Here is a 15,684-nt window from a genome sequence, read left to right on the forward strand (position 1 = left end):
CGGATTGATGGCAAAGTATTCAAACGAAATAAAAAACACAATTTTTGTTTGACTCTTTTTTTAAATCGGTTACATTAAGCCCCGTAAGAGAGATGGCGCCTTGGCAGAGTGGTTATGCAGCGGATTGCAAATCCGTGTACCTCGGTTCGATTCCGGGAGGCGCCTCCATTTCTTAATACAGAATTAAAAGTTATTGCTTAGGCGATAATTACAGATGGTGTCAGCCTCTCTATTTATAGAGAACATGGTTAGAAGCATCGCATTAAATTGCGTGCCCTGGTGGTGGAATTGGTAGACACAAGGGATTTAAAATCCCTCGGCGTTCGCGCTGTGCCGGTTCAAGTCCGGCCCGGGGCACCATCTTTTAAGAAGGCTTATCAGAAATGATAAGCCTTTTTTCTTGCCTGTAATTCCACATTGATTTTATTCAATATATCCGTGGTTTGGTATTACAGCCGTCTAGATGTAAATATTTCCAAACCGCTTGAGTTACTGTATAATTCGCGCCTCATTATTAATCTCATTTTTGCTTCAAGGCGAACATTATGAACCTTTCTGCTAAAACTGTCGTCGTTATCGCTATCGGTGCTGCTCTTTATGGCATCGGTGGTCTACCTATGTTTGGTATTCCTGTATTTGCTAATACAACCTTAAAACCAGCAATGGCTGTTCTAGCGTTGTTCTCTGTATTGTATGGGCCAATTGTAGGGTTCTTAGTTGGTTTTATTGGCCACTGGGTTACGGACTTATTTGCAGGATGGGGAGTGTGGCTAACATGGGTATTAGGCTCTGGCATTGTTGGTATGATTATTGGCTTATTTCCTATCTTAACTAAGAGACGAATTGAAGTAGGTTTATTTGATAAAAAAGACTTCTTTATTTTTGTTGTTCTGGCCTTTGTTGGTAACGTGATTGGTTATGGGACGTCTGCATTTTTAGACACCGTTCTTTATGCAGAACCATTTACAAAAGTATTCGCTCAACTTTGTATTATTGCTGCAGGCAATACCGTGCTTATTGCTGTTGTTGGTTACTTTATTTTGACAAATTTAGCCAAACGTAAGAAACAAAGTACTCATTTAACAGAGGCTCAATAATTAATGAGCGTAACCTTTTCTAATTTCTCTTTTCGATATGCGTCACAGGATAAACCGACGCTTAAAAATATCAATCTAAGGATAGAACAAGGCGAAAAGATTGTGATTATCGGGCCAAGTGGCAGCGGTAAATCAACATTAGGTCAATGTTTAAATGGCTTAATCCCTCACACCATCAAAGGTGAGGTAGAAGGACAACTGTTCATTAATGAATGCGATGTTGCTGATTGGAAAATCGAACAATACACTGAGAATGTGGGCACTGTTTTACAAGATACAGACAGTCAATTTGTTGGATTAACGGTTGGGGAAGATATTGCCTTTGCACTTGAGAATCAAATGCTCTCAAAAGCTGAAATGTACCCAGTTGTTCGTGATGTTGCCAAAATGGTAGATTTGACCGCACTACTTAAAAAGTCACCTTATGATTTGAGTGGTGGTCAAAAGCAACGTGTGTCATTGGGTGGTATTCTGGTCGATAATGTCGATATTCTATTATTTGATGAACCTTTAGCAAGTCTAGATCCTAAAACCGGCAAAGCAACGATTGAGATTATTGATGAGCTTCATAAAAATCGTGGCAAAACGGTTATTATTATTGAGCACCGCTTAGAGGATGTTTTACATCGTTCGATCGATCGAGTGATCTTAATGGATCAAGGCGAGATTGTTGCAGATACAACCCCTGATAAACTGCTGCAAACATCACTGCTTGTTGAGCATGGTATCCGTGAACCACTTTATATCTCTGCATTAAAATCCAGTGGGTTTGATATATCTCAAGAGCCCCACATCAGTCAGCTTTCATCATTAGATAATCAAAAAATAGCGTTAAGTATGAACCAATGGTTTGTAAATACCGACAGTGATGTTCTTGTTGAAAGTAAAACAGAAGCATTACTTAGTATTGATAACTTAACTTATTCTTATGATGGCGACGTTAACGCATTAGATAATATTTCTTTTAATGTAAACAAAGGCGAATTTGTTTCAATTTTAGGTAAAAATGGTTCTGGTAAGTCAACCATTACAAAATTGATCATGGGTGTTTTACAACCGGATCTGGGTTCGATCAGTTTGAATGGACAAGATTTAAGTCAACTATCCATTTTTGAACGCTCCCAAAAAGTGGGCGTTGTTTTACAAAACCCAAATCATATGATCTCGCATCACATGATTTTTGATGAAATCGCATTTGGCTTAGTTAATAGCGGCCTGTCTGAGGCGGAGATTGAGAGTAAAGTAACAAAAGCATTAGATCTGTGTGGATTACGTCGTTTCCGTCATTGGCCTATTGATGCATTGAGTTACGGGCAGAAAAAACGAGTGACCATCGCGTCAATTCTTGTTCTTGAACCTGAATTATTGATCCTTGATGAGCCAACGGCAGGTCAAGATTATCGAAACTATACATCAATGCTTCACTTCATTAACGAGCTGAACCAAACGTTGGGTTTAACAGTGATTATCATTTCTCATGATATGCATTTAGTACTTGAGCATACCACTCGTGCCATTGTGATTGCAGATAGCCATTGTGTTGCGGATGACCGCGTTATTTCTATATTTAGTCAACCAGAATTATTAGATAAAGCCAATTTGACGGTGACCAGTTTGTATGAGCTGGCTAATAAAGCAGGCATAAAGAATATAACGGGTTTTATGAATCAGTTTATTAGCACTGAGCGTGAGAGTGATAAGAATGTCCACTAAAAAGCAAAGTTTCGGTATTAATTTCGTGGATTTAGATACATGGCTGCACCGTTTAAACGGGGTGACTAAATTCTTATTGTTTATTGCTTGGATTACGGTGGTATTAACTACGTTTGATCTCCGTATTATTATCCCGCTGATTTTGTTTGGTTTATGGTTATTAAAAGAAACAAAGGTGCCTTTAGCTACGTATAAACCGTTATTAATAGGAACGGCATCTGTACTTAGTATGAATGCTATTTTTATGTTTCTATTAGCTCCAAATCAAGGTAATGAATTATTGGGTTCTACAACCGTATTATTTCCTATTTTTGGGAGCTATGTGGTAACACAAGAAACGTTATTTTATCTTATTACGGTGACACTGAAATATTTTAGTATGTTCCCAATTGCGTTGGTATTTGTATTTACAACGCATCCAACGGAGTTTGCTGCAAGTTTAAATCGACTTGGATTACCGTATAAAATTGCTTATGCCGTGAGTTTAACATTGCGTTATTTACCTGAAGTAAAAAGTGATTTTGTTAATATAATGCACGCCCAGCAAGCTCGTGGTGTCGATCTATCTAAAAATGTTCCGGTGTTTACTCGCATTAGTAATATCGCAAAAATATTAGGGCCATTGATTTTCTCAAGTTTAGATCGTGCGGATGAAATATCAAACGCAATGGTGTTACGCGGATTTGGTCGAGGTAAAAGTCGAACGTGGTTTAGTGAAAAAGCGATGACGAACATCGATGTATGGGTCATTAGTGGTTTACTATTCATTGTCGTGATGGCGATTACTAAAAGAGTGATGGAAACGTCGTTATTCTGGTATCCATTTTAGTCACTATGTAGCGTAGATAATAAAAAAGTAGGCTCAGTACCTACTTTTTTATTATTGAATTTGGCCGATGATAATTATTTTATTTCTTGGCTAAAGGCTTCAATGACATCAGAGCTGATATTTTCGTGACTGAAAAAAAGCATCGTAGCTAGTTTTTCTACCATCTCTTCGGGTTCTAATTCACTGAAAATTACTTTATTGATTATATTTTTAATAAGCAATTCTTCATGCTCAAAAAAACCTCTGGCATCAATTTCAGCCGGAATATCATTTGGCATACGGTCAAACTTTAAAAAAGCCATGTTGTGATTTACATTAGATTCAAGTAATTGTTCTGGAAACCATTCTTCGCCAGTCACAACTTCTAAGTCATCACTCGTTGTTTCTTGGATTGTTTGTAAAACTTGTATAAGTTCTGATATTTTCACATTTTTTCTCAAGACTTTGATTACTATAAACGTTATCGACACTATACTGAAAATCTACAGTTGATTGAAATAATATTATATCAATTGGTTATCTTATCCCCCCTAATTTAGAGATTATCACTTTTGTTCAAACGCATTTTCACCTTACCATTTATTGGTTTATTATTTCTTCAAATAATGAATGTACCTAGTGTATATGCTTCGGGTCATCAAAATACAGAGAATACAGAGAATACAGATGTTATATCAGAAAAAGAAAAACAGTGGGGTATTGCAGCGGTAATCCGAACAGCCAGTATACCTTATGCTACCGATATTGAGACGGTATCCACTTTTATTCCAATGATGTTTTTTGAAAATGATTACGTCTTTATTAATGGTATGGAAGGTGGAATTTATTTATATCAGTACCGTGATTGGCAACTAAGTGCGTTGATGCGCTTACGTTATTTTGATTTGCCTAAAGAACTGCAGAATCAAGTGGGTGGGGATGTTGTAGATACTGGTATTCAAGCTCGTTATCATTTTAATGATGAATGGTATATTGATTCTGGCGTAATGGTTGACCCTGAGTTCCGATCGTACTTAACATTTAAAATAGGTGCAGAGATTGAATCTGGTGATTGGTGGTTTAATCCTACGATTGAAACTCGATGGAAAAGTGCTGATTTTAATAGTTATTATTATGCATTGAATGGTGAGACAAGCAATGACGAAAATTTAGGCGCAGGTATTGATGCTAAAGCCGGTTTTATGTCTCGTTATCATGTGACCTCTAACTTGTACCTTCTAGGCGGTGCTTATATTAATCGTCTTGATGATAATGCTTACAGTAGCCAATATATTGATCAGCGATGGGAATATGAGTATTTTCTGGGTGTTGGTTTTTTTACAAATAGTGATAATTCAAAAAAAGACATCAGTAATAAACCTTATTTACGTATAGCGCATGGTTGGGCTACGCCTTCGAATATTGGGGATATTATCAATCTGGATTCAGAAAAAGATCCTTATAATAACCAAATGACCTCTATTTTTTATGGCCTACCGCTAACTGATGAAGTGTTTTCATTGCCAGTGGATTTATTTTTAACCCCTGGTTATGTTCAGCATTGGAAATCAGACGTTCAAAATTTAAGTTCAGAATTTGTGGTCGCCATTAAAGCGTATGTAACGATTCCATGGCCGACTAAATGGCGTTTTGGTGTAGCTGAAGGTTTGTCTTATATTAATAATGTGTCTTATATTGAACAATCAGAAATGGATAAAAAAGGGTACAAGGAAAGCAAACTACTAAACTATCTTGATTTCTCTTTTGACTTGAACCTAGGCGACTTATTTAATCATCGAGAGTTAGATGGTGTTTGGCTTGGTTACAGTATTCATCATCGATCGGCTATTTTTGAAAATTCATCTCAATATGGACGAATTAAAGGCGGAAGTAATTATAACAGTATTTATGTTCAATTTGATATTTAACACTAATTGTTAGTAGTGTAAAAAATGGCTCTATATTCAATAATATAGAGCCATTTTATATTTATAGTTTACTGGTTTTTACGATTAACCACACTTAGAGTCGCCACAGTTTAAGCAGGTTTGACAACCGTCTTTAACAACCACGGATTTATTATGGCACTTATAGCAAAGTGTTGCGCTTGGTGGAAAACTAGATTCAATCGTCTCTTCTTTCGGTTCTTCTTTAGTCGCTAGTTCTGCTTTTTTTGCGTCTAAAAATGCTTTTTGGTGTTTATCCATTTCAGGATCTTCAATTAAACCAATATCTTTTAAATGTTGTTCAATGACATTACCAATTTCAGCGATTAAAGAAGGCACATATTTGCCTTTATTCCAGTAGCCACCACGAGGGTCAAACACTGAGCGAAGCTCTTCTACTAAGAACGTACAATCGCCGCCTTTACGGAAAACGGCAGACATGATGCGGGTGAGGGCGATAATCCATTGGTAGTGTTCTAAGCTTTTTGAATTAATAAACATTTCGAATGGACGACGGATCTCATGTTTTGTTCCTTCATTTAATATCACATCATTAATTGTGATAAATAAAGAGTGTTCAGAAACATGCTCAGGTGTTTTTAGTTTGTAGGTTGAACCTAATAACTTCTCTGGGCGTTGGATCATCTCATGCATTTGCTCTATTGTTTCTTCTGTCTCAGCAACCTGTCCTTGTGCGATGTCTTCTTTTGATTTTACTTTAAAGCCAATGATTTTGCTGTCAATTTTCTTGACCATGGTAAACCCTTCTTAATCTTTAAATAGGGAGGAATGCTCCCTAATTTTTATTATTAGTTATATTGAATTGGATGAGGGCGGTAAATTAAAATTTACCGTAGTAACCTTCTTTTAGCGCATCATATAAATTAGCGGCGGTATGCATCTCACCATCGTACTCAATTTTTTCATTGCCTTTTGCTTCTAATGTCGAGCCATCTTCTAGCGTAAAACAATACGTTGTATTTTCTAGGTCTTCTTCTTTAACGAGAACCCCTTGGAATACTTCAGGGTTAAAGCGGAAAGTTGTACAGCCCTTTAATCCTTTGTCGTAAGCATCCATATAAATGTCTTTGAACTCTTCGAATGGGAAGTCTGTCGGTATGTTTGCTGTTTTAGAAATCGATGAATCAATCCATTTCTGAGCCGCAGCCTGCACAGCAACATGTTGCTGAGGGGTTATGTCGTCAGCAGTAATAAAATAATCAGGTAGCTTATTTTCTTCATTAGTACTGTATGGCATTGCTTTGTCATTAATTAATGCACGATACGCTAGTAATTCATAGCTGTAGACATCAACACTTTCTTTTGATTTTTTACCTGTCTTAATGACATTACGAGTGTAATGGTGTGCAAAGCTTGGCTCTATGCCATTACTTGCATTATTAGCAAGAGATAGTGAGATTGTGCCTGTTGGTGCAATAGAACTGTGGTGGGTAAAACGAACACCTTGTTCAATGATCTTAGCGACGAGTTCTGGTTCAATGATTGCCAACTGTTGCATGTAACGACTGTACTTAGCGTGCAATACTTTTCCTTTTACTTTATCACCCAGTTTAATGCCATCCTCTGCCATCTCAGGGCGTTGGCGAAGCATTTTTGCTGTCACGATAAAGCTTTCTTCCATGATTGGTGCAGAGCCTTTCTCAGCGGCTAAATCGAGTCCTGATTTCCAACCAGTAACCGCCATTTCTTGAGCAACTTGTTCCGTAAACCCAATGGATTCAATACTGCCATATTTGTGTTGTAGCATGGTTAATGTTGAACCAAGGCCTAAGAAACCCATGCCATGACGACGTTTATGCATGATCTCATGACGTTGTTGCTCTAGTGGTAACTGATTAATTTCAACAACGTTATCAAGCATGCGAGTGAAGATAGAAACGACATTACGATAAGCACCCCAATCAAAAAAAGCAGTGTCAGTAAATGGATTACGGACAAACTTAGTCAAATTAATCGATCCTAATAAACAAGCTCCATAAGGAGGAAGAGGCTGTTCACCACAAGGGTTTGTTGCTCTTATTTCTTCACAGAACCAGTTGTTGTTCATCTGGTTTACTTTGTCGATTAGAATAAAGCCAGGTTCTGCGTAATCATACGTTGATGTCATTATGATGTTCCACAGATTTTGAGCTGGCATCGTACGATAGACCTTACAAGCAACTAAGCCTTCTTCATTTTCTGCGAACCCTTCTTTTACTGGCCAGTCAGCCCATACCACACTGTTATCGCTGTATAGATCCATGTGATCTAATTTCGCTTCTTTTAGTGTAATTGGAAAAATCAGTTGCCAATCGTTTTGATTTTTAACTGCTTCTACAAAATCTTCGGTAATGAGCAGTGATAAGTTAAATTGGCGTAGGCGACCATCTTCTCGTTTTGCTCGAATAAAGTCGATAACGTCAGGGTGTCGAATATCCATGGTGCCCATTTGTGCGCCACGGCGTCCACCAGCAGAAGAAACGGTAAAACACATTTTATCGTAGATATCCATGAACGACAGAGGGCCTGACGTGTAAGCGCCAGCACCAGACACAAATGCGCCACGAGGACGTAATGTTGAAAAGTCGTACCCAATACCGCAGCCAGCTTTAAGCGTTAACCCAGCTTCGTGTACTTTTCCTAAAATGTCATCCATAGAGTCAACGATGGTGCCAGAAACAGTACAGTTAATGGTTGATGTTGCCGGTTTATGTTCGAAGGCACCTGCATTTGATGTAATGCGTCCAGCCGGTATCGCACCATTACGCAATGCCCATAAGAATTGTTCATTCCATTGTTTTTGTTCTGCGGGTTGTTCTAAATCAGACAGAGCTTTGGCAACACGTTTAAAGGTATCGTCCATAGAAAGATCAACACGATTGCCTTGTTTGTTTTTAAGACAATATTTACTCTCCCAAATGTCCATTGAGGTCGATTGGTAAGCAATTTCAGTGGGATTCGCTAGGGAAACTGTCGCATTTTTAGATTGTGGCATGTAGAAGACCTTACTGCGTCATAGAGATAGAAAATGGAATGCAAAACTCAGGAGGGGGATCAAACCATTATATAATATGATCTTCAAGTCTTGACAAAGAGAAATATGGTCATTAGTCAAAGGTTTGTCATGGTGTCGAAAAAATGCCATTTAAATCATGGGTTTATATTGTGGATGTTCTTGTTAAAAAATATAAAAAATAGAGTTGAAAAGTTAGAGATTAGTCATAAAAAAAGAAGTAAAAACATGAGTCAGTCAATAACAAAGTATTATTTCTTTGCGATGAAAATTAAGTGCGGTATTATTTTTTTGGAATGGAGATCAACTTTTACTGGCTATGAAAGGAACGTCGTATGCGGGTATTTCAAAAAATAATAATAGTAATGCTAATCCTCTCAATTAGTGCACTTATTTGGCATCATTTTCGAGGGGATACTAAAACATTAACAATTAGTCCTGAAAAATACAGCTATTACGGCACTGATGATCGCAAGGTTGGAGGGATTAGTGAAGCGACATTAATAGATAAAAATAATGTGCCAAGCATGTTGTGTAATATGAAAAAAGGGGATTATGCTTGGCCTTATTGCGAGGCTGCGATTCATTTATCAGGCAGTATTTTTGAAGGTATCGATCTCTCGGGTTATTCTACCTTGGTACTCGATATCGATTATAAAAGTACCGATCCTAATGGTCGTTTACGGGTATATTTACGAAACAGCAACCCGGCATACACTAAACGCAACGACGCGGCGTCATTGAAATTTAATGGCATCGAATATGAACCTGGATTTAAAACGGGTCCAAAAGAAATATCACTGTCGGATTTTCAAGTATTAACGTGGTGGATTGCGGATTACAAAGTAGCCGTAGAACATGCTGCGCCTGAATTTTCTAATGTATCGATTATTGAAATTGCGACATCTTCAGGCCTTAGTGTCGGTAATTTTGAAATGACAATTAACCGCATTGAACTACGTGGCTCTTGGGTTAAAGAAACGACCTTATTGAAATTTATTTTGTATGCTTGGTTGGCTATGATCATTGGTTACATCCTTTATGAACAAAAAGGATTAAATCTGCGTCTTAAAGCCAGTACGTATCGTGAAACCAAATTACAAAAGATGAATGATAATTTAAAAGAAAAAAATGTTGAGTTTGCCGAGTTAGCACATCGAGATTCGTTAACTGGTGCGAGAAATCGAAACGCAGTAAGAGATTGGTTAGACAGAATGTCTCAACAAGTACGTTGGGGTAAACAACAATTCTCTGTCATTTATATTGATATTGATTTCTTTAAACGCATTAATGACAAACTCGGTCACCAAGTTGGGGATGATATTCTACGAGAATTTGTTTTGGTGGTGACAGGATCGATTAAAACGACTGATTTCCTTGTTCGTTGGGGAGGTGAAGAGTTTATTGTTTTTAGTCCACATACCAGTTTAGAACAAGCACTTGAGAAAGCTGAACATATTCGATGTGCGATTGAGCATCACCTTTGGTGTCATAATGACCCTTTAACCAGCAGTTTTGGTGTGGCCGAAATGGGAAATGAGCGTATTTCGGAAGTCATAGCAAGAGCGGATGACGCGCTATATAAAGCTAAAAATCAAGGGCGTAATAGGGTGGTGAGAAGTAATAATCTTCCCGATCAAAGATTGGCTTCTCGTTTTATGGATTAGTCTTCTGCTATAAAAAAGCCTCGCTATTGTATATACATAGCGAGGCTTTTTTATTTAATTGCATTACTCAACGGGAATGGTTTTATGCTGAATAGGTTCTTTTGGGCCTAAGAATTTAGGCTGCACATTAAAAATATACAAATCAAGCATTGCTTTGGTTCTTGCCAATACTTCTCTTATGCGAATTTTTGTGTTTGCCCAACCTGTCGGAGAGGGGACCACGAGACAAACTGCATCCATATCTGAGTGATTAGAAATAAACAGAGCTCGCTGACAATGAAATTGCTGAGTAACGATCGTTAAACTCTCGACATCAAAAATGTCTTTGGCTCTTAATACCGAATCTAAGGTTCGAAAGCCGGCATAGTCTAACGTTATATTTTCTTCGGGAACGCCTGCTTTGAGTAAATCTCGTTTCATCGTCCATGGTTCATTATAAGAACGATGGGCATTATCACCACTGAGCAAGAAATGGGACACTTTATTTTGTTTAAATAACTCAATAGCAGCATCAATACGGTATTGATAATAAGGGTTGAGTGTTCGTCGGATGTACTTACTTGTCCCTAAAACCAATGCGGTTTCTTGAGTTGGAAGGGCCTGAATATCGTCATACAGCTGCGATTGAGTTGATAAGGAAATATAAAGGTCCATCAACAGTACGATGGCAATAAAAATGCCACTCACTAATAGAATAATTTTCAGCCATTTTTTTAATTTTGAAGGAAAAAGGATCTTCATTGTACCTCTGGTAACTGTTTTTAAAATTTACACTTGACGATTTTTCTGTGCCCATGCACCAATAATAATAAAGGTGGAGAGTACAATAGCAAGCATAAATGCCGGTTGAATTGAGCGTAAAGTAGAACTGAGAAGAGGGGCAGCTTTAACAATAAGTAACCCATAACCAAAGGCGTTAATGCCAATAAATGCGCCTGTACGTATTAAAAAATGCTTGCCTGATAGAAAAGCTCGAACCGCACGATTAATATCGCCGCCTAACATGACAAGAGCACAAGCAATCATCGCAACAGAGATATCGGATAAATAAGGGGTCAAGTAGCTGCCCATTGTGTTAAAGAAAGAAATAATGAGATTCATGCAATGCGTCTTTTTATAAAATAGTAATGTAGTGGGTATTCTAGCGCTAATAGAAACAGATAGTTGAAAAAAAACCAGAGAAATTTTCTCTGGTTTTGATATCGATGGAAATTTTTAATTAAAAAGCAGTACGTTTGTAGCGACGGTATACTGGTTTCCAGAAATATTGTTCAATTTTCTGCATTAATGCTTCATCTGTAATCTCTAAAGCATAACCTTGTTCAATGGCCTTTTTAGCCACGGCAAAAGCAATTTTCTTCGATACAGTATGAATTTCTTCCAATGGTGGAAGAAGCGCACCTGAGCCATTTATGGCAAGTGGTGAGCATTCTGATAATGCACGGCTTGATTCTCTTAGCATTTCATCAGAGACACGAGTCGCCTTAATTGCCAATACGCCCAGACCAATACCCGGGAAGATGAAGCTGTTATTACATTGTGCGATTGGGTAGGTTTGACCATTGTGTGTTACTGGATCAAATGGGCTACCTGTTGCCACTAATGCTTGTCCGTCTGTCCAACGAATAATGTCGTTTGGTGTTGCTTCCACACGGCTTGTTGGATTCGATAATGGGAATACAATTGGGCGTTCACAATGCTTGTGCATTTCTTGGATAACTTCTTTGCTAAATAAGCCAGGAGCACCAGATACGCCAATAAGAACGGTTGGTTTTGCATTACGCATGACATCAACAAGAGAGTAATTTGGTTCTTCAGAAACCCACTCTTTCGTATTTTCTGCTTTTTGAACTAAGCGTTGTTGGAAATCAAGCAGGTTAGGCATGCCTTCTTGCAATAAGCCCCAACGGTCAACCATGTACACTTGTGAACGAGCTTGAGCATCAGAAATACCTTCAGATACCATTTGAGCAATGATCGCCTCTGCAATACCACAACCCGCCGAGCCTGCACCAAGGAAGGTAACTCGTTGCTGAGCTAATGAACTGCCTGCTGCTTTACATGCCGCAAGTAAAGACCCAACAGTAACGGCAGCTGTACCTTGAATATCATCGTTAAAACAACAGATACGGTTTTTATAACGTTCAAGTAAAGGCATCGCATTTTTTTGTGCGAAATCTTCAAATTGAACGAGAGCTTGAGGCCAACGACGTTGAACGGCTTGAATGAACTCTTCAACGAAATCTTTATATTCGTCACCAGTAACACGAGGATGACGCCAGCCCATGTACATTGGATCGGCAAGACGTTGAGGGTTATTTGTACCCACATCAAGAACGATTGGTAAAGTATGAGCAGGACTAATACCGCCACACGCGGTATACAGTGCTAATTTACCAATTGGAATACCCATGCCGCCGATCCCCTGATCGCCTAGACCAAGAATACGTTCGCCATCAGTCACCACGATAACTTTTACGTTTTGGTTTGCGGCGTTGTTTAGTAGATCATCAATGCGGTTTTTGTTTTCATAAGAGATGAATAATCCACGACCACGACGATAAATATTAGAGAAGTTTTCACAAGCAGCGCCAACCGTAGGGGTGTAAATAATTGGCATCATTTCGCTGATGTGATTTTGAACTAAACGGTAAAACAAAGTTTCATTCGTGTCTTGAATATTACGAAGATAGATATGTTTATCCATATCATTTTCAAAGCTTTGGTATTGCTTGTACGCACGACCAGTTTGTTCTTCGATACTTTCAATGGCTTCAGGAAGTAAGCCTTCTAAGTTAAAATATTTACGCTCAGTCGTGCTGAATGCGCTGCCTTTGTTTAGCAGAGGAGTACTTAGAAGTGCTGGGCCAGCATAAGGGATATATAGGGGACGTATGTGATTATTCATTGTTATGCTTCTTCAAATCAAGAATGAACCACCGATCCTATTCCTACTTTACTGAAATATCAAAGCGTGAATGCGAATAAAGTGCGAAAGGAGTCATGTTTTTATCAATCAAATCCGCTAGAGTAGTGAAATATTCTTTTATCTTTCGGTTTATATGTCTTTATTACCAATAAATGCGATTCATTCTGACTTTTGTTCTTTAATTTGCCATAAAAATTTAGTGGTGAAATCTGAAACAGGGTCAGGAAAGTCGACTCATCTTCCTTTGTGGGCGGCTGAATACGGACGAGTCTTAGTCATAGAGCCAAGACGAATAGCGTGTACTGCATTAGCCGAATATTTAGCGGAACAAAGAAAAGAGAAGGTAGGGGACTCTATTGGTTATGCTATTAAATTAGATAGCCAATACTCAGATCAAAGCCAAGTGATTTTTGTTACCCCAGGGGTCGCATTAAAATGGTTCATGGAAGATAAATTAGCACACTTTGATATTGTCATGATTGATGAGTTCCATGAACGTCGTTGGGACAGTGATCTTTTGTTATCGTTGTTGAATACACACAATAAACATCGATTACTGCTCACTTCCGCAACAATGGAGAGTGAACGACTGGCACAGTATATTGATGGGGTTGTATTAAAAGCAGAAGGTCGCCAATATCCGGTATCGTTCTCTTTTCTTGCGACACAATCACAATTGATGCCTTCTGGTAAAGATCTTGAATCCCGAATTGTGTCTACTTTGCAGGAGGCACTGCTTAATGGGCAAGAAGGCGATGTGCTTATTTTTCTTCCCGGGAAAAAAGAAATAACTCAATGTGTTCAAATGGCGAGTTCACTCTTTCCTGAATTAGATATGATCCCTTTGTATGCGGGTGTGTCTGATGAATTACGTCAACGAGCATTAAGCCAGTCTAAAAAACAGCGGGTTATTTTCTCAACCAATGTGGCAGAAACGTCGTTAACCATTCCTAATATTACGTTGGTCATTGATTCTGGTTTAGAAAGAAGAACACACCAACGCAATGGACGCACAGCATTAGCGTTACACTCTATTTCTAAAGCAAGTGCGGATCAGAGAGCAGGCCGAGCCGGTCGAACACAAGCAGGTCATGCTATTCGTTTGTATGGACAACATGCTCCGCTAGAGCTAATGACACCTCCAGAATTACAACGTGAAGAATTGGTCGAGCCTGTGCTAGCCGCTGCCAGTTGTGGGTCGGTATTGTGTGAATTGTCTTTTTTAGAACCGTTACCAGAAAAAGCATTGGGTTTAGCTGAAACGAAATTACAAACCATGTTAGCGCTGGATGATAACAAAGCGATAACGGAGTACGGGTTACGATTATTCCCATTGCCAATCGATACCTTATTTGCCCATTTAATTTCTATCATTGAGGGAAAAGCAGAAAAAGAGACCGTGGTTGATTTAGTCTCGGCATTGTCTGCTTCCCAAAAATTGTATTCGTTTGAAAAATCAGAAATGGCATTAGATTCTTTTTTACGGTGGAATCCAAAACGTTGTGATGTTGTCACGTTAGTCTCTCTTCTTCGTGGGCATGATTGCGCTGGTTTAGTCATTAATGAAGAGGTACTAAAAGAAGCTAAGGCACTTTCAGAACAAATACGACATGAGCTTGAGCTGCCTTCTTTAGAAGTGAGTAGCCGACTTAAAAGAGAGTCTGTGTTGGCTCAAATTGTACATAAGCTGCCAGAGCTTGTTTATGTACGTAGAAAAAAACGCAGAGAAGCCTTTGGTAATGGATATCAAGAAGTGGTTCTTGGCCGCGAGAGTGTCTTTTCTCAAACGGAAGAGGCTGCGATCGTCTTCGATCAATTTTCACTTCCAGGCCGAGGAAGTAAACAAGTGATGACGATTGCAACGGTGCTTACTCCGATTGATATAGTATTACTTATTGACGGGGGATTGGCGGAAATTCAGATGGGTGAACTTGTTTCTCATGGTGATATTTTACAAGTAGAGCGCCATCATTATTATGCCAATCGTTTAATACATACCGATTATTGCGAGCCTGAAAATGAAGCAAGTATTCCGGCTATCGTCGGTCAAGTGAAAAAAGGGCAATTATTTCCAGGGTTTAGACATGATATTGAGACAAAAATTGCCGCTTGGACACTGTATTGTCAATTAAATGGCAACAGAAAAGCGAATGAATTGACGTTTGAATCTTGGTTTACTGAACAATTAGGCGAGCTCGGCATTACTTCTTTAGATGAAATGGCGTTATTTGATGAGAGTGATTTTGTCTTTAACGGAATACCTGAATGGGAGTGGGATGAGTTTATAAGCAAGTACCCGCAACAGGTACTGCTGCCTGAGCTCGCTTTAACGGTAGAATATTTTCCTTTTAGCAAGCGATTAGTACTTCATTACAAAATGGGAGGACGAAAAGGGGAGTTAAAGCGGTGGGAATTACCCAGTTGGACGGGGTGGAAAATTCAATATAAGAAAGCCAGCCGAGTCATTGATATTAAATAATCAATAATGGAACGCCTGTGTCATTTTGGGTA

At 38.6% G+C, this 15,684-nt stretch carries 12 protein-coding genes and 2 tRNA genes; 8 read left to right on the top strand and 6 right to left on the bottom strand.

Features of this window, described 5'->3' with window-relative positions; translation table 11 throughout:
* The first annotated feature begins 94 nt into the window (after positions 1-94).
* From AACV33_RS11410 to AACV33_RS11430, 5 genes are all read left to right on the top strand, one after another.
* Positions 95-168, top strand: a tRNA-Cys gene (locus tag AACV33_RS11410).
* 105 nt (positions 169-273) lie between these two features.
* A tRNA-Leu gene (locus AACV33_RS11415) sits at positions 274-360 on the top strand.
* A gap of 185 nt (positions 361-545) precedes the next feature.
* A complete protein-coding gene (locus AACV33_RS11420) occupies positions 546-1,097 on the top strand; it encodes an ECF-type riboflavin transporter substrate-binding protein (RefSeq protein ID WP_017023593.1) in 552 nt (183 codons plus the stop codon).
* Between the two features lie 3 nt (positions 1,098-1,100).
* A complete protein-coding gene (locus tag AACV33_RS11425; RefSeq protein ID WP_182700234.1) occupies positions 1,101-2,810 on the top strand; it encodes an ABC transporter ATP-binding protein in 1,710 nt (569 codons plus the stop codon).
* Complete coding sequence (locus AACV33_RS11430) at positions 2,800-3,639, top strand: energy-coupling factor transporter transmembrane component T family protein (RefSeq protein WP_017023595.1); 840 nt, start codon at positions 2,800-2,802, stop codon at positions 3,637-3,639. The genes AACV33_RS11425 and AACV33_RS11430 overlap by 11 nt, the downstream gene beginning before the upstream one ends.
* A 74-nt stretch (positions 3,640-3,713) precedes the next feature.
* Here AACV33_RS11430 and AACV33_RS11435 read toward each other — a convergent pair whose 3' ends face one another.
* Complete coding sequence (locus AACV33_RS11435) at positions 3,714-4,067, bottom strand: hypothetical protein (protein WP_017023596.1); 354 nt, start codon at positions 4,065-4,067, stop codon at positions 3,714-3,716.
* A gap of 177 nt (positions 4,068-4,244) precedes the next feature.
* Between AACV33_RS11435 and AACV33_RS11440 the strand changes: the two genes are divergently transcribed.
* A complete protein-coding gene (locus tag AACV33_RS11440; RefSeq protein WP_182700243.1) occupies positions 4,245-5,546 on the top strand; it encodes a MipA/OmpV family protein in 1,302 nt (433 codons plus the stop codon).
* A gap of 84 nt (positions 5,547-5,630) precedes the next feature.
* Here the strand turns inward: AACV33_RS11440 and AACV33_RS11445 are convergent, their stop codons facing one another.
* Both AACV33_RS11445 and AACV33_RS11450 read right to left on the bottom strand, forming a co-directional pair.
* Complete coding sequence (locus AACV33_RS11445) at positions 5,631-6,320, bottom strand: TSCPD domain-containing protein (protein ID WP_065612079.1); 690 nt, start codon at positions 6,318-6,320, stop codon at positions 5,631-5,633.
* 85 nt (positions 6,321-6,405) lie between these two features.
* Positions 6,406-8,559 carry an adenosylcobalamin-dependent ribonucleoside-diphosphate reductase gene (locus AACV33_RS11450; RefSeq protein WP_065612080.1) on the bottom strand — a complete coding sequence of 718 codons (2,154 nt, stop codon included), beginning with the start codon at positions 8,557-8,559 and terminating at the stop codon, positions 6,406-6,408.
* A 353-nt stretch (positions 8,560-8,912) separates the two neighbouring features.
* Between AACV33_RS11450 and AACV33_RS11455 the strand changes: the two genes are divergently transcribed.
* Positions 8,913-10,244, top strand: a complete 1,332-nt coding sequence (locus AACV33_RS11455) for a GGDEF domain-containing protein (RefSeq protein WP_182700235.1) — start codon at positions 8,913-8,915, stop codon at positions 10,242-10,244.
* A 63-nt stretch (positions 10,245-10,307) separates the two neighbouring features.
* Here AACV33_RS11455 and AACV33_RS11460 read toward each other — a convergent pair whose 3' ends face one another.
* The 3 genes from AACV33_RS11460 to AACV33_RS11470 all read right to left on the bottom strand — a co-directional run bounded on the left by AACV33_RS11460 (position 10,308) and on the right by AACV33_RS11470 (position 13,152).
* Positions 10,308-10,985, bottom strand: coding sequence for a SanA/YdcF family protein (locus AACV33_RS11460; RefSeq protein WP_017023602.1), 678 nt, complete (start codon positions 10,983-10,985; stop codon positions 10,308-10,310).
* Positions 10,986-11,012: 27 nt separating this feature from the next.
* Positions 11,013-11,345, bottom strand: coding sequence for a DUF3392 domain-containing protein (locus AACV33_RS11465; protein ID WP_012549993.1), 333 nt, complete (start codon positions 11,343-11,345; stop codon positions 11,013-11,015).
* 118 nt (positions 11,346-11,463) lie between these two features.
* Positions 11,464-13,152: an NAD-dependent malic enzyme gene (locus tag AACV33_RS11470; RefSeq protein WP_017023603.1), complete on the bottom strand. Its 1,689-nt coding sequence runs from the start codon at positions 13,150-13,152 to the stop codon at positions 11,464-11,466.
* 154 nt (positions 13,153-13,306) lie between these two features.
* On the opposite strand from AACV33_RS11470, the gene AACV33_RS11475 reads away from it, so the two are divergent.
* Positions 13,307-15,652 (top strand): helicase-related protein, encoded by a 2,346-nt coding sequence (locus AACV33_RS11475; RefSeq protein WP_182700236.1) that lies wholly within the window; start codon positions 13,307-13,309, stop codon positions 15,650-15,652.
* Positions 15,653-15,684: the final 32 nt, after the last annotated feature.

This window comes from Aliivibrio sp. SR45-2 (assembly GCF_963890165.1).
In the GTDB taxonomy this organism is placed as follows: Bacteria; Pseudomonadota; Gammaproteobacteria; order Enterobacterales; family Vibrionaceae; genus Aliivibrio; species Aliivibrio salmonicida.

What these genes read in the sequence shown, in the direction of transcription:
- AACV33_RS11420 (WP_017023593.1), top strand. Translation starts at nt 546, where the DNA reads ATGAACCTTTCTGCTAAAACTGTCGTCGTTATCGCTATCGGTGCTGCT.
- AACV33_RS11425 (WP_182700234.1), top strand. Translation starts at nt 1,101, where the DNA reads ATGAGCGTAACCTTTTCTAATTTCTCTTTTCGATATGCGTCACAGGAT.
- AACV33_RS11430 (WP_017023595.1), top strand. Translation starts at nt 2,800, where the DNA reads ATGTCCACTAAAAAGCAAAGTTTCGGTATTAATTTCGTGGATTTAGAT.
- AACV33_RS11440 (WP_182700243.1), top strand. Translation starts at nt 4,245, where the DNA reads ATGAATGTACCTAGTGTATATGCTTCGGGTCATCAAAATACAGAGAAT.
- AACV33_RS11445 (WP_065612079.1), bottom strand. Translation starts at nt 6,320, where the DNA reads ATGGTCAAGAAAATTGACAGCAAAATCATTGGCTTTAAAGTAAAATCA.
- AACV33_RS11450 (WP_065612080.1), bottom strand. Translation starts at nt 8,559, where the DNA reads ATGCCACAATCTAAAAATGCGACAGTTTCCCTAGCGAATCCCACTGAA.
- AACV33_RS11455 (WP_182700235.1), top strand. Translation starts at nt 8,913, where the DNA reads ATGCGGGTATTTCAAAAAATAATAATAGTAATGCTAATCCTCTCAATT.
- AACV33_RS11460 (WP_017023602.1), bottom strand. Translation starts at nt 10,985, where the DNA reads ATGAAGATCCTTTTTCCTTCAAAATTAAAAAAATGGCTGAAAATTATT.
- AACV33_RS11465 (WP_012549993.1), bottom strand. Translation starts at nt 11,345, where the DNA reads ATGAATCTCATTATTTCTTTCTTTAACACAATGGGCAGCTACTTGACC.
- AACV33_RS11470 (WP_017023603.1), bottom strand. Translation starts at nt 13,152, where the DNA reads ATGAATAATCACATACGTCCCCTATATATCCCTTATGCTGGCCCAGCA.
- AACV33_RS11475 (WP_182700236.1), top strand. Translation starts at nt 13,307, where the DNA reads ATGTCTTTATTACCAATAAATGCGATTCATTCTGACTTTTGTTCTTTA.